This is a genomic window from Olleya sp. ITB9, assembly GCF_001315805.1.
Taxonomy (GTDB): Bacteria; Bacteroidota; Bacteroidia; order Flavobacteriales; family Flavobacteriaceae; genus Olleya; species Olleya sediminilitoris.
In genome coordinates this window covers 72803-88320 of the sequence record NZ_BCBW01000017.1, presented here as the reverse complement: position 1 = coordinate 88320, position 15518 = coordinate 72803, and the positions used below count along the sequence as shown (strand labels likewise).

Annotated in this window: 11 protein-coding genes; 10 read left to right on the top strand and 1 reads right to left on the bottom strand. The window is 31.0% G+C overall.

Features of this window, described 5'->3' with window-relative positions; translation table 11 throughout:
* Positions 1-68 precede the first annotated feature (68 nt).
* The 4 genes from ITB9_RS04065 to ITB9_RS04050 all read left to right on the top strand — a co-directional run bounded on the left by ITB9_RS04065 (position 69) and on the right by ITB9_RS04050 (position 4705).
* Positions 69-3263: an efflux RND transporter permease subunit gene (locus ITB9_RS04065; protein WP_054851253.1), complete on the top strand. Its 3195-nt coding sequence runs from the start codon at positions 69-71 to the stop codon at positions 3261-3263.
* 168 nt (positions 3264-3431) lie between these two features.
* Complete coding sequence (locus tag ITB9_RS04060) at positions 3432-3641, top strand: DUF2892 domain-containing protein (RefSeq protein ID WP_054851252.1); 210 nt, start codon at positions 3432-3434, stop codon at positions 3639-3641.
* Positions 3642-3734: 93 nt separating this feature from the next.
* A complete protein-coding gene (locus ITB9_RS04055) occupies positions 3735-4289 on the top strand; it encodes a YeeE/YedE family protein (protein WP_054851251.1) in 555 nt (184 codons plus the stop codon).
* 2 nt (positions 4290-4291) lie between these two features.
* Entirely contained in the window at positions 4292-4705 is a 414-nt protein-coding gene (locus ITB9_RS04050; RefSeq protein ID WP_054851250.1) for a DUF6691 family protein, read from the top strand.
* Between the two features lie 59 nt (positions 4706-4764).
* Here ITB9_RS04050 and ITB9_RS04045 read toward each other — a convergent pair whose 3' ends face one another.
* Positions 4765-6522, bottom strand: a complete 1758-nt coding sequence (locus tag ITB9_RS04045) for an alkaline phosphatase (RefSeq protein ID WP_261975547.1) — start codon at positions 6520-6522, stop codon at positions 4765-4767.
* A 156-nt stretch (positions 6523-6678) separates the two neighbouring features.
* Here ITB9_RS04045 and ITB9_RS04040 point away from each other — a divergent pair, with 156 nt between their 5' ends.
* The 6 genes from ITB9_RS04040 (at position 6679) to ITB9_RS04015 (ending at position 15460) form a co-directional block, all read left to right on the top strand.
* Positions 6679-7017, top strand: coding sequence for a DUF4870 domain-containing protein (locus ITB9_RS04040; protein WP_028291002.1), 339 nt, complete (start codon positions 6679-6681; stop codon positions 7015-7017).
* A 181-nt stretch (positions 7018-7198) separates the two neighbouring features.
* Positions 7199-10051 carry a histidine kinase gene (locus tag ITB9_RS04035; protein WP_261975546.1) on the top strand — a complete coding sequence of 951 codons (2853 nt, stop codon included), beginning with the start codon at positions 7199-7201 and terminating at the stop codon, positions 10049-10051.
* A 7-nt stretch (positions 10052-10058) separates the two neighbouring features.
* Complete coding sequence (locus ITB9_RS04030; protein ID WP_028606301.1) at positions 10059-10811, top strand: LytTR family DNA-binding domain-containing protein; 753 nt, start codon at positions 10059-10061, stop codon at positions 10809-10811.
* 116 nt (positions 10812-10927) lie between these two features.
* Positions 10928-12151: a hypothetical protein gene (locus tag ITB9_RS04025; RefSeq protein ID WP_054851247.1), complete on the top strand. Its 1224-nt coding sequence runs from the start codon at positions 10928-10930 to the stop codon at positions 12149-12151.
* Positions 12152-12340: 189 nt separating this feature from the next.
* Positions 12341-14878: a T9SS type A sorting domain-containing protein gene (locus ITB9_RS04020; RefSeq protein ID WP_054851246.1), complete on the top strand. Its 2538-nt coding sequence runs from the start codon at positions 12341-12343 to the stop codon at positions 14876-14878.
* Between the two features lie 27 nt (positions 14879-14905).
* On the top strand, positions 14906-15460 hold the full coding sequence (locus tag ITB9_RS04015) for a hypothetical protein (protein WP_054851245.1): 555 nt from the start codon (positions 14906-14908) through the stop codon (positions 15458-15460).
* Positions 15461-15518: the final 58 nt, after the last annotated feature.

Genomic DNA, 15518 nt, shown 5'->3' with positions numbered 1-15518 from the left:
GATAGCCTGTTAAAACGCCCAAAATATAAAGATTTCCATTGTCATGGGAATGAAAAAAAGTAATAATTATGAAAGAAGGAATCGCAGGTAAAATTGCCAAAGTCTTTATGCAATCGAAGCTTACAGTGCTTTTAATGATTGTATTTATGGTAGTTGGTGTGTACAGTTCGTTTTTAATTCCGCGCGAAGAAGAACCGCAAATCGATGTGCCTATGGCAGACATTTTTGTGGGTTATCCTGGAGCAAGTCCTACGGAAGTGGAGTCGCGTGTGATTAAGCCTTTAGAACAATTAATTTCGAATATTAAAGGTGTGGAATACGTGTATTCTACGTCTATGAAAGAGCAAGGAATGGTCATCGTACAGTTTTATGTTGGCGAAGATATTGAGCGTAGTTTCGTAAAATTATACAACGAAATTAACAAGCATATGGACCAAATGCCTGAAGGTGTTACGTTTCCGTTAGTAAAAACGCGTGCGATTGATGATGTGCCAATGTTAGGGTTAACGTTGTGGAGCGAAAAATATGACGATTACCAGTTAAACCAGATGGCTCAAGAGTTGGAAGCTGAAATTAAGAAGATAAACGATGTGGCTATTACGCATAAAATTGGTGGTAGAGATCGCCAATTACGTGTGGTTTTAGATAAAGATAAATTGGCTGCAAGTGGTTTGGATTTCTTGTCGGTTTCGGAAATGATTAAAGCCAATAATAGCCAATTAAGTGCTGGAAGTTTTGATAAAAACGATACTGAGTTTTTAGTAAATACAGGTGCTTTTTTAGCTTCGGTTACAGATGTAGAAAATCTAGTAGTTGGTGTGCAACAGAATCAGCCTATTTATTTAAAGCAAGTCGCTAAAATTATTGATGGACCAGAAGTACCACAAAATTATGTGAGTTTAGGTTACGGAAAAGGAAGTGTAAAATCGGCTGATTATAAGTCGGAATATCCTGCAGTCACCATTTCTGTTGCTAAACGTAAAGGTGCAGATGCCATGAAAATTGCAGATGTGATTATTGATAAAGTAGATCACTTACGTAGCACTTTAATTCCGGATGATGTACATGTAGAAATTACAAGAAATTATGGTGAAACAGCGTCTCATAAAGTATCGGAATTACTATGGCATCTTATTGGATCTATCTTTGCGGTTACACTTGTAGTGATGTTAGCCATGGGTTGGCGTGGTGGATTGGTCGTGTTTTTATCGGTTCCAATTACGTTTGCATTGACCTTACTAAGTTACTACATGATGGATTACACGTTAAACCGAATTACCTTATTCGCGTTAGTATTTGTAACAGGAATTGTGGTGGATGATTCCATTATTATTGCCGAAAATATGCACCGACATTTTAAGATGAAACGCTTGCCATTTAAAGAGGCTGCTTTATATGCAATAAATGAAGTTGGAAACCCAACCATTTTAGCAACATTTACTGTAATAGCATCAGTTTTACCTATGGCTTTTGTATCAGGATTAATGGGTCCATATATGGCACCAATGCCAATTGGAGCGTCTATTGCTATGATATTGTCTTTATTTGTGGCCTTAACTATTACACCTTATTTAGGATATATTTTCTTAAGAGAAAAAGATAAAAAAGGCGCAGAAGAGAAACCAGAAAAAGCAGTGGAAGACACGCTTATTTATAAGGTTTACAACAAGTTTGAACGTCCTTTATTAGAAAGTAAAGGCAAACGTTGGTTGTTTTTAGGATTGACTTTTATGGGCTTAATGTTAACCATGTTGTTGTTTTTTACTAAATCGGTTGCTGTAAAAATGTTACCATTTGATAATAAGAATGAGTTTCAGGTGGTTATTGACATGCCAGAAGGCACAACGCTAGAAAGAACAGGAGTTGTAGCACAAGAAATATCTCAATATTTAGCGACGCGACCAGAAGTAGTTAATTACCAAAACTATGTTGGTACCTCTGCACCAATTACATTTAATGGTTTAGTACGTCATTATGATTTACGTGGTGGATCTAATATGGCTGATATACAAGTGAATTTAATTGATAAAGGAGAACGTTCTGCACAGAGTCATGATATTGCTAAATTATTGCGTCCAGATATTCAGAAAATAGCTGCAAAATATAATGCAAACGTGAAGTTAGTTGAAGTTCCACCAGGACCTCCAGTTTTATCGACTATTGTTGCAGAAGTTTATGGACCTGATTATGATGAGCAAATTAGGATAGCTAATAGCGTTCAGGAAATCTTAAAAAACACAGATGATGTGGTAGATATAGATTGGATGGTGGAAGCTGATCAAACTGAATATCAATTCGATATCAACAAAGAAAAAGCCATGTTATATGGTGTTGCGCCACAACAAATTGCTTACACGATGAATATGGCACTATCCAACAGAGCCATCACAAATTTATATGATGAAGATGCTGTAAACCAAGTTGGATTGATATTGGCTTTAGATGAAAAAGAGAAATCTACAATTACTGATATTTCGCAATTAAAGGTAAAATCTAAACAAGGGAATATGGTGCCTATTGCAGATTTAGTAACGATTACTAAAACGATTGCAGCAAAAAGTATTTACCGTAAAAACCAGAAGCGCGTGGTTTATGTGATGGCAGATATGGCTGGAGATTTAGAAAGTCCTGCGTATGCTATTCTTGGAATGGAAGAAAAGTTAAAAGAAATTCCGTTACCAAAAGGCTACGAGTTAAACGAAATGTATTTAGGACAACCAGACTTTGAAGACAATTATACCGTTAAATGGGATGGGGAATGGCAAATTACTTTAGAGGTATTTAGAGATTTAGGTATTGCCTTTTTAGGAGCCATTATCTTAATATACATCTTAATTGTAGGCTGGTTTCAAAACTTTAAAGCACCAATTGTTATGATGGTGGCAATACCATTATCGTTAATCGGAATTATTTTAGGTCACTGGATTATGGGAGCATTCTTTACAGCAACGTCGTTTATTGGGATGATTGCTTTAGCAGGTATTATGGTTAGGAATTCGGTTTTACTTATTGACTTTATAAATTTAAGAACAGCGGAAGGTGTACCTCTTAAAGAAGCGTGTATTGAAGCAGGAGCAGTGCGTACAACACCAATTTTATTAACAGCAGGAACGGTTGTTATAGGAGCATTTGTGATACTGTTTGATCCAATTTTTCAAGGATTGGCAATATCATTAATGGGAGGGACTATTGTGTCTACAGTATTGACTTTACTGGTTGTACCTCTTGTTTATTATATGATAGAGAAGAAGAATTATAAATAATGGGAAACTGTGTTGTTAATAATGAGATTCTGAAATGAATTCAGAATGACGAGCGGTTTGCAGATAAGATTGGGTAATAAAAAGAAAGTTGAGTTGTGAATAATTAGGTTCTGAAATACGTTCAGAATGACTTGAATATTAAGTGTTAAATTTTAAAAAAGAAGAAAAATGTTGAATACATATTTTAGAGTAATTGTTGGTGTAATGATATTATTAAGTGTGGTGCTTTCTGTTTATGTAAGCCCAAAATGGATGTGGTTTACTGTATTTATTGGAGTAAACTTAATACAATCAGCTTTTACAAAATGGTGTTTGTTAGAAACTATATTAGTAAAGTTAGGTGTGAGGAAAGAAAGCGCAGGTTGTAGCGTTAAATAGCTTTAGTTTTATAATAGGTTAATTCCTATAAAATTAGTAGACTAAAAGTCCATAAATTGATTTGTAGCACGTATTTTTGCGCAAACTTAATTTATGGATTTTTTATTTCAACCTTGGCATTGGTTTGTCTCTGGTTTTTTGATAGCACTAACAATGCTAATTTTATTATTAATGGGAAAAAGGTTTGGAATGTCTTCCAATTTAAGAACCTTTTGTGCTGCTTGTGGAGCAGGAAAAGCTAGTGCTTTTTTTAGATTTGATTGGAAGTCTGACCAATGGAACCTACTGGTTGTTTTTGGAGCAATGCTTGGTGGTTTTGTGGCATCGTATTATTTATCTGCTTCAGAAATGCCTGCTATTAGTGAAGATACAAAAGCATCCCTATCAAGTATACAAGTTTCGGTTGATAATAAATACTTACCTGTTGAGCTATTTTCAATTTCCACTTTAAGCGATATAAAAACTATTGTAATTTTAGTTATTGGTGGACTTTTAGTTGGATTTGGAGCACGTTACGCAGGAGGTTGTACGTCTGGTCATGCTATTTCTGGATTAAGTAATTTGCAATTACCATCGTTAATTGCTGTTATTGGGTTCTTTATAGGAGGATTAGTAATGGTACATTTATTATTCCCTTTAATTTTTTAATGATGAAACAAATACTTTTTATTTTAATTGGGTTTTTCTTCGGAATTATTATGTTTAAATCTGAAGCTGCTTCATGGTTTAGAATTTATGAGATGTTCCGTTTTGAAGCGTTTCATATGTATGGAATTATAGGTACTGCTTTAGCTTTTGGAATTTTGTTTGTGCAAATTATAAAACGTTATAAAATAAAATCCTTTGATGGAAATGAAATAAAAATTACGCCTAAAGACAAATCGTTTTCAAGATACATGTATGGTGGAATTATTTTTGGTTTAGGTTGGGCTTTAGTTGGTGCTTGTCCAGGACCAATTTTTGTGTTAATAGGAGCTGGTTATTTACCTATAATAATTGTGTTTTTATCGGCAGCTTTAGGTACTTTTTTATACGGTTTGGTTAAAGATAAATTACCTCATTAAAAGGTAAAACCCTAAATGTTTTAAAAACACTTAGGGTTTTATTATTAAGTTAAGTTATTTTATGCTGTTATAGTTTGTCCAGTTTGTGCTGAAAAAGAGTCAGAAAAAACAGTGTCTACAAATATCCAATTAGAAGTTGCACTTCCTGGAGCAAAGGTTACTTGCATGTAACCACGTTGGGCTGAGTCAAAATAATTTAAGTCATCAATTAATATAGTAATAGCATCTTGAAAAGCACTTACAAAAGCAGGCTCAGAACCTAAATAGGTGTCAAAACCAGGAGATGATACAGATGATGTTGCAAATTCGGTTGCGGTAACGTTTCCGCTATTGGATACAATCTGACTAGACCAAGCATTGTGTGTATCACCAGCTAGAACTACTAATTTTTTACCAGCAAAAGCTTCTAAGATAATTTCTCTTTCGGTTGGATAGCCATCCCAAGCATCTAAATTGTATGGTAAAACTGTATTTATTCTAGCTAATTCTTGAGGAGTTAATGTAGGATCGTTATTTAATACTCTTACTTTTAACTGAACTAATTCTGCTAGTTGTTGTTGGAAAGCAGCCATAGAAGCGTCTGATGCAGATCCTGTTGCGCTTATTTCTGCTATAATTGTACCTAATGCATTTAACAATTCTGCAGGAACCATCATTTTACCCATTAATACTTGTTGACCTAATACTTGCCACTCTGCTGTGTTACCAGACACTTCTCCTAATAACCAATTTTTTTGTGTTGTACCCAACATAGTTCTATTAGGATCTAACCATTCTTGTTGGTAAGTTGCTGCATCAAAATTACCTGAAGCATCAAAATAATCAGTAATACTTAGCTGTTTATCACGACCTACTAAACGTGTGTCAAGCATAATTAAGTTAGCTAAATCACCTATTTGAAAGCTTCTGTAAATAATGCTAATATCATTGGTCATAGCAGGAAGATACTCGCTGTAAGCTTGTAACGCACTTTGTTTTCTAGCTTCAAAAGACCCTTCGTCTTCTTGATGGTTTTCTGCTCCGTTTACATAAGTATCGTTAGTGATTTCATGATCATCCCAAACCGAAATAAATGGCTTTTTCTGGTGTAATAACATTAAGTTTTCATCACTTCTGTATTGCTTGTAACGGGTTCTGTAGTCGTCTAAAGTAATAATTTCGTGAGTTGGATTATGTGTTCTTCCTAGTGTTTCGGTATATTGATTAGTACCATATTCGTTTTCTCCATATTCATATATATAATCGCCTAAATGCACTACAATATCTATGTCAGAATTAGCCATAGCATTATAAACATTAAATAAACCTGCAGCATAATTAGCGCAAGAGGTAACACCAAGTTTTACTTGATTAACACTACCTGTAGGTAATGTTATAGTCTCTCCAATAGGTGAAACAGTTTGATCATTTAGATTAATAAAACGATAATATAATTTTTGGTCTGCTTGTAAATCTTGTACTTCTACAGCAATAGTAAAATCACGAGAGCTATCTGTTGTTACTTCTCCACTTCTTACTAAAGTATTAAAAGAAGAATCTGTAGAAATTTGCCACACTAAAGAAGCATTTGCATTTTCAGTAGAATATCTGGTCCATATAATAACTTGAGATTGGGTAGGGTCAAAACTAGCTACACCAAAGTCAAAATTAGATTGGTTTAAGTTTTCAGGAATTAAAATTTGATCACTTATATCGTCATCGTTGGAACAACTAATAAAGTTTGGAATTAGAATAATTCCTCCAGTTGCTAATAATGAATTTTTTAAAAAAGATCGTCTGTTAAATTGTTTAGCCATGATACGTTTTATGTTATGCATGCATAATTAATTTAATAATGTTATTTGATAGTTATAGAGTTGTTAAGAATAAATTAAATAATTAAAATTTGTAACATTTTGAAGTTTAACGCGTCATATATGTGTAAGTCAGTAATAAGATTTGCAAAATCAATCATCAATTTAAATCAATCATCAATGAAAACAGATAGACAATTATTAGTATTAACCCATTTAAGTCAATTAGTAACTTTATTAATAGGTTGTGGTAGTTTAATATTACCATTTATATTATGGATAACGCAAAAGGACAGAGTATATCAAATGGATACACAAGGTAAAGCAATTGTTAATTTTCAATTAAGCCTAGTTGTATTATATATTGTTTGTGTACCTTTAATACTGTTATTTGGATTAGGATTATTAGGCTGGTTTGTTTTAGGATTAGTATCTATCATTTATCCAGTCTTAAATGCAATAAAAGTAAGCAACGGTCAAAACCCAGAATACCCTTTATCTTTTAATTTTATTAGTTAGTTATATTAATTTGATAAAGAAAAAAAACGCAACCTGTAAGGGTTGCGTTTTTAGTTTAGAAAAAAAAAAGAGACCTACAGAAAAAAATAAAACAGAATATGTGATTAAATATTAATTTTGTTAATCAGTCATTATGTCTCGTTTTATTTTTTACATATTATTTTTAGTAAACATTTGTTTTTTGCAAGCACAAAACCCTGTTTTTGTGCCTATGTCTAATGTTTCTAAACTTCCGGATGTTGAGTTTTATGATGTAATAGAAGACAAACAACACTATATATGGTTAGCAGCAAATAAAGGTTTGTACAGGTATAACGGAAAAAATTACAAGCATTTTAGTCATCCTAAACAAAAAGCAAACTCCTTATTTCAGTTAAAACTTGATAGTAATGGAACTTTGTGGTGTAATAATATTTATGGACAAATATTTTATGTAGAAGACAATAGCTTGAAACTTTTTCACGATGCCAGTAAATTAGTAATTGGTCAATTAGCACCTTTTACAATACACGAAGACTATATCAGATTATTTACTGTAACAGGTATTTATGATATTGATATTACAACAAAAAAAACAACTAAGTTTTTTGATGCTATGTGTATTAGTAACTCTAATAGTAATACTACTAATTATACTTTTGCTATAAATGCTGAAGGAGATACAAAAGGACAGAGTATTTATAAATTCAATAAAAAGGAAAAGTCAAAATTATTTGAAATAACGAGTATTAAAAATATACAATCGCCAAAACTTTTCGCCTTTAACAATGTCATATTTTTTACACACAAAAGTGAAAGTGGTAATATTATTTATTCTATTAACAAAACAAATAATTCAACAAAACAACTTAAAACACCATCAGAAATACGAAATGAAATCATTTACGGACTTCTAAAATTTAATGATGCATATTGGTTTTTAACTAGTTCAGGAGTGTTTATTTATGATTTTAAAAAAGAAGCGTTTATTTTTAGAGAACAACTTTTTAACACAGAATCTATCACTGATGTTGAAGTAGATTTTAATAATAATTATTGGTTTACAACTTTAGATAACGGTGTGTTTGTAGCTCCAAATCTAAATGTTAGACGTACAAATTTAGAGTTTGTAGAGGCTAAAATAACATCGTCTGTAGCTTTACAAAATAATAAATTTGTGTTAGGAACCAATAATGGGAAACTTTTGTTTTATAAAGAAAATAAGCTTTATAAAACACTGCAATTACCAGGAAAAAAAATTATAGGTAAATTATATTTTGATGAGCAAAAAAAACAATTAATAGTAAGTATTAACGCATCAGAATCTTTTGTGGTTAATTTAAAAACCAATAAAATTACAGATTTTAATAATAGGTTTTCGGTTGCCAAAACATTTTCTAAAATTAATGATAGTATTTTGTTTTATGGTAATTATCGTCAAGGCATTGTTTATAAAAATCCTTTTAATAAAACTGAAAAAATAATTATTAAAGACAGTCGTGTAAAAGCTTCAACAGTAATTGGTAAAACGCTGTTTGTATCTTATATAGATGGTTTTTATAAGTATAATACAGCATCTTATTCTTCAGAAGAAATACAATATAATTTTAAAAGTTTATTGGTTAATTGCATTACAAAAAGTAATGATGGTATATGGTTATCTACACAACATAACGGATTGCTTAAATTTAAAAATGATAGTTTAACAAAATTTGATCATAACTTACCAAATAACTTTCAAATAAACAATATACATTATGATGATGATGTATTATGGTTTTCATCCGATTCTGGCTTATTTCAGTACCAATTAAAAAACAACGCACTTAAATTATTAAGTACCCAAGATGGTTTAGACACAGCGGTTAATGATTTTTTAGTACTTAAAAATCAAATTATTATAATTCGTCCAAAAGCATTTTACACGCTTCCAAAGTCACAAAGCTTATTTAAAACATTTAAAACAGCTAAGGTTAGGATAGAGACAGTGTCTATTAATGATCGTGATACATTGGTTAAAAATAACTATAAATTACCTTACAATCATAATAAAATAGGACTAACTTTCAATTCTAACGGATTTCAATCTAATCAACATGTTAACTACCAATATCGTGTAAGAGAGATTGATACAAGCTGGCAAAATATACCTTTAAACACTCACTATGTAAATTTTAATAGTTTATCAAGTGGGACATATAAATTTGAGCTAAAAGCACAAAATATTAGTGCAAAACAGTCTGTTTATGCTGTTCCAATAACCTTTAAAATAGCAAAGCCATTTTGGCAAACCTATTGGTTTTATTGTTTGGTTGTATTGACTGTTTTTGGGTTGATTTGGTTGTATTTTAGATGGAGAATGAAACAAAAAGAAAGACAACGTATTGCAGAAATTGATAAAATTTTAATCGATAAAAAAATAACTAATTTACGTTTAGAAAATCTGCGTTCGCAAATGAATCCGCATTTTATTTTTAATGCTTTAAACTCTATTCAAGATTATATTGTGTCTAACGAAAAAGAATTAGCTAGTTCATACCTAGTAAAATTTAGTCGTCTAATTAGAATGTATTTAGACTACAGCCAGTTAAACGAAATAACTTTAGAAGAAGAATTAAATGCTTTAAAATTGTATTTAGAATTAGAAAAAGTTCGTTTTGAGGACGAATTAGATTATGATATTTCCATCGAAAAACAGTTAAATACAAAACAAATAAAAGTGCCATCGTTGTTCATTCAACCGTATATAGAAAATGCTTTAAAACATGGGTTATTGCACAAATTAACCAATAGGGAACTAAAGGTTGAAGCTAAATTAGTTGAGCAACACAAATTACAAATTACTGTAGAAGATAATGGTATAGGTAGACAAAAATCCGAAAAATTAAAACGTCCAAACCCACAACATAAACCTTTTGCAACCAAAGCCAACGAAGAACGTGTACATCTATATAAAAACAAATTAAAACGCGATATAACCATTGAAATTGAAGATTTATATAATGAAAATCAAAAAGCTTCAGGAACCAGAGTGATTATAACAATGCCAATTTAATATAACAATGAAAGCTATAATTATAGACGACGAAAAACGCGCCAGACATTTACTATCTAACCTCATAACCGAACATTGTAAAAGTGTTACCAGTATTGTCGAAGCACAAGATTTAGCGTCTGGTGTAGATTTAATAAAAGAGTCAAAACCAGACATAGTATTTTTAGATATAGAAATGCCAAATCAGTCAGGTTTAGATATCTTAGAATACTTCCCAAATCAAATCGATTTTAAAATCATTTTTGTAACTGCTTATAACCAATATGCAATTGATGCTTTTAAACTTTCTGCAATAGATTACCTGTTAAAACCAGTGGATACAAATGAGTTAAAAGAAGCTGTTGCAAAAGCAGAAGAAGCTATTAAAACTAATAATCTTACGGATCAACTTAATAAGTTACGCGACTCGTTAAAGCAGTTGTCTTTAGATAAAATAGCATTGGAAATACCTAAGGGTATTATGTTTGCATCTCACAGTGATATCGTTTATTTTAAAGCAGATGGTATGTACACAAACGTTCAACTTATTGATGGTAAACAAAAAACCATTTGCAAACCCTTAAAGCATTTTGTTGAGCAGTTGGAACAAAATACTATGTTTTTTAAATGTCATCGCTCATATTTAATAAATTTAAAATATGTGGACGAATTGGTTAAAGATGATGGTGATTATTTATTGATGAATAATCAAAAACGTATTCCAATTTCAAAATCTAATCGCGATCAATTTTTAGATGTGATTAAGGAGACGTTTATGTGATTCTTCATTTATAATTTTTGAAATTCATTTAGAAAAAAAAACATCATTTTCAGAAAAAACCAAATTAAGAATGGTTGTTAAGTGCTTTATTTTGAGGTCTATTAAACACAATTCTTATGAAAAAAATAGTATTATTATTTGTTTTAGCATTGTGCTACAATACGTTGCACGCACAATTTGGTAAAATGCTTAAAAAGAAAGCTAAAGCAGCTGTAGAAAAGAAGATTAATAAAAAGGAAGATACTAGTTCATCTTCAAACTCGCAAAATGCTTCAGGAATGGTTGGAAACACTTCATCTTCCTCCAAAAATTCATCAAAAACAGAATATACCGATGAAGAATTTAAAGCGGAATTAGCTAAAAAATATCCTAACGACCAAGCGAAGCAAGATTTATACTATCAAAAATATCTTGAAAAAAAGCAACAAGAAGCAGAAGCTAATAAACCTCAAAAAGCCAATGCAATAAGTGACGACTTTTTATATATGTCTTATCCTTTTGCGATGACTAAAGGCATGAGCGCAGTTGGTGTAGATCGTGTAAAATTAAGACGTCAGATGACAGATATGGGTGACAATGTAGATATATTACCTGCACAAGATCCAGAATATGCTTGGTTACGTTTTTTAACAACACCAGAGTTAGAAGCCATGTCTCCAGAAGGTTATATTGGTTACGAGCTAGTTTCAGGAATGTTTACAACCAAAGTTGGTGCAGACAGATCACAAACTTTAGAGCTTGGTACAGGTATGCCAATTTTAGTAAGAGGTATGTTAATTGCAGACGACGTGTTTGTTATTTATGCAGCATCTCATCAAGGTGGACACGCATTTAACGTACCATCATATATGCACCAAAACGATATTACTATTTTAAATGTAATTGGCAAAGGCGAGCAACAATTTCATTTAGACTGGTTAGAAAAAGCAAAGCCAATTGTAAAAGAATTTGAAGCGACGTTAAAAGCCAATTACGATGCTGCTGCAAAATCAACTATGGATGCTATAAAAATGCCTAAAGCAGGTGGTATGAATAGTAATGCATCATTAGTGAGTTTTGCTAAAAATAATGTTTCTAAAACCATTGCAATAGATGGCGCAAAACTATTAAAACTTAATATAGAGTCTAACGATTGGAGTATTGTTAAAAATAAATACACAGGTCACATTTTATATCGATGGATAAAAGGTGCATTCACTGAAAAAAATAAAAATAACGACTGCTATTTGCAAGGTTTTTTAATCAAGCAGCAGTATAATGGTAGTGGTTATGGTAGCTCTCAATTTGGAGGTGTTATTCATGGACAAATGCCTTATGGGCAAAAAATGAATTGCGAATAATTAAAATGTTTTTTGGTTATAGTTTTTTAAAGTCTGCTTGATTAAGCAGGCTTTTTTTATGAAATAACCGTAGGGATAATTTTAATAAATCATTTAGAAAGAAATTAAAGTCATTCAGAAAAAAGCAAATTAAAAACCTTTAGTGTTGCTGTTATTTTGTAGATGATATTAATATTAATCTTAACTACAATGAAAAAAACTTTACTCTTATTATCCTACTTAATGATAACTACATGGTGTAGTATTATAGCGCAAAACGTAAATATACCCGATGCTAACTTTAAAAACTATTTGTTGGCAGATTCAGCAATTAATACAAATTCAGATTCTGAAATTTCTGTTGCAGAAGCACAAGTGTTTTCGGGCGAATTATTAATAAATGGTTTATCTATTTCAGACTTAACTGGTATTGAAGCTTTTGTTAATATTACAAGATTAGATTGTTATAGTAATAATTTAACCGCTTTAGATGTTAGTAATAATTTAGCATTAACACGTTTACACTGTTCTGATAATCAAATAGAAACATTAGACATTAGTGCAAACACATTAATTACAGATATACAATGTCATAACAATGGTGTTTTATATGAATTAAACATTGCCAATGGTAATAACAGTAATATTAACTGGATGAAAGCCTATGGAAATAGTTTATCATGCATTCAAAAAGATGCTGGTTTTACACCACCAGCAGATGCAGGAATATACAGCCAAGGTTGGACTAAAGGTAACTCTGCAATTTATGGCGACGATTGCGCAGCGTTAAACCAAATAGTAAATATTCCTGATGCTAATTTCAAAAGTTTTTTAGTAAACGATAGTAGTATCAATGTAAATAATGATACTGAAATTACAGTGGCTGAAGCACAAGCTACAACAGAGCTTCTTATCAATGGTCTATCTATTGCAGATTTAACAGGTATTGAAGCTTTTACCAATTTAACACGTCTAGATTGTTACACAAATAATTTAACAACTATAGATGTAAGTAATAACTTAGCCTTAACGCGTTTACATTGTGCTGATAATCAAATTGAAATATTAGATATTAGTGCCAATACACAGATTACAGACATACAATGTCATAATAACACTGTTTTATACGAATTAAATATAGCTAATGGTAATAACAGCAATATAAATTGGATGAAAGCTTATGGTAATCCAAGTTTAACTTGTATTCAAGTTGATGCAGGCTTTTCGCCACCAGCAAACAGTGGTTTGTACGTGGCAGGTTGGACTAAAGATAATCAAACAAGTTATAGTGAAAACTGTATACCAACAGTTTATTATGTAGATGCAAATGCAACAGGAGTCAACGATGGTAGCTCATGGACAGATGCTTTTACAAACGTAGCAGACGCTTTAGCACTTACAAATTTAAATGATGCTGTTTGGGTAGCAAAAGGAACGTATACATTAGCAGACAAAAATACACCAATAGCTGTTAGTACAAACGAAGTAGATATTATTGGTGGTTTTGCAGGAACCGAAACGACTCTAGCAGATAGAGACTTAACAGCTATTCATACCACAAATGCAACCATTTTTACAGGAGATATTAATGGTGATGATATTGATGGAGATTTTACCTCAAACAAAACCGATAATGCGGAACGATTATTTGAGTTAAGAACAAGTAACGTGACCTTTGATGGTATTATTTTTGAAAATATTTACGATACATCACAATCTGGAGGCGTAGAAGAAAACGGTGTTATATTTATACCAAATAATTTAAATGCTAATAACTTAAAAATTAAAAATTCTGTATTCAGAAGTAATTATTCAAATGGCTATTTACTTAAAATTAGAAAATTTAATCAAGGATTACTTATTGAAAACACCAAATTTATAAACAACACCATTGTTAATATGGGATTGGTTCTCTTAGTATCTGATAGTACAAACGGTTATATTTTTACACGTTGGGCAAATGTATTGGTAGCAGATAACGATATCAATCTTACAGCCTTAGATATTTACAGAGAAGATTGGAATAACGGAAGCACTTTAGATGTTGTAATTAATAATAGTACGTTTGTTAATAACGATTATAATAGTACTTATGGCAATTCTATTACGGCATCAGGTAATGGTAGTGTAAACTTAAATATTAATAATGTTATTTTTTGGCAGAATAAAACTAATGGCACAGCAGCCACTAGAGATATTTCCGACGGTTTAAGTTCTACATACGATGTATTTATTAGAAACACCATTGCTAATGTATCATCAAACGCAGGAACTTATGGGACATTTAATGCTACAAACGTAACCACTTTAGATCCAACAACAGATAACTTAAATTTAGATAGTGAATATAAGCCAACATCAGCTTCAAATTATATTGTTGATCAAGGAGATAACGCATACTACGATGTAGCTTTATTTGGTGATGTAGATTTATCAGGTAACGATAGAATATTTAATACCACTATAGATTTAGGTGCTTATGAGTATATTTCTACATTAAGTGTTGACGATGTTTCTTTAAGTACAAATTCAGTAAGACTATATCCTAATCCTGTAAACGATAAATTATTTATTAAATCAGATAATGCAATAGATTCAATAACAATTTATAATGTTAGTGGACAAATAATTAAACAAACAGAGATATTTTCTAATGGAATAGATGTTTCTGGTTTAAATGCAGGTTTATATTTTATAAATATTAAATCAGATAACAGAGAAAATATTAAAAAGTTTATTAAAAACTAAAAATTTTTAACTAAAAGAAATAAAAAAATGAAAACAATTAAAATTTTATATCTAAGTCTATTAGTTGTCTTTTTTACAGCTTGTTCGTCAGATGATGATGATAATTCAATTGAAAACAATACAGTAACAAATAAAATAACAGTAGGCGATTCTGAGTTTGAAATGAAAACAGCAATTGTAGAACCTACATTAAATAATTCAGTGTTTTTAAGTTTAACAAATAATACACAAGCACAAATTGAAGCTTCTTATAATGGTACTACACTTAATAATGTAGATTACTTTTATGCTAGAATAAACCATTCAGATTTGACATCTAATGAAACTTATGATTTGTCTGAAATATCAAGTTTAGAGTTTATCGTAAATGGAGATATTATTGATGCAGAATACGAAAATGGTTTTATTCAATTTTATAAAAGTGGTAGTAATCCAGATTTAGAAGTCACCCAAGGTAGTATTACTGTAACTAACTATTCTACAGATAATTTAACCTTAACGTTTAATTTTGTTAGAAATGATGGTACAGAGATTTCAGGAAATTATAATGGTATACTTTTGTCTTTAGATGATCAAGAATAAAAAACTATTATAAAAAAAAGCGCAACTTGTAAGGGTTGCGTTTTTTAGTTTATAATCT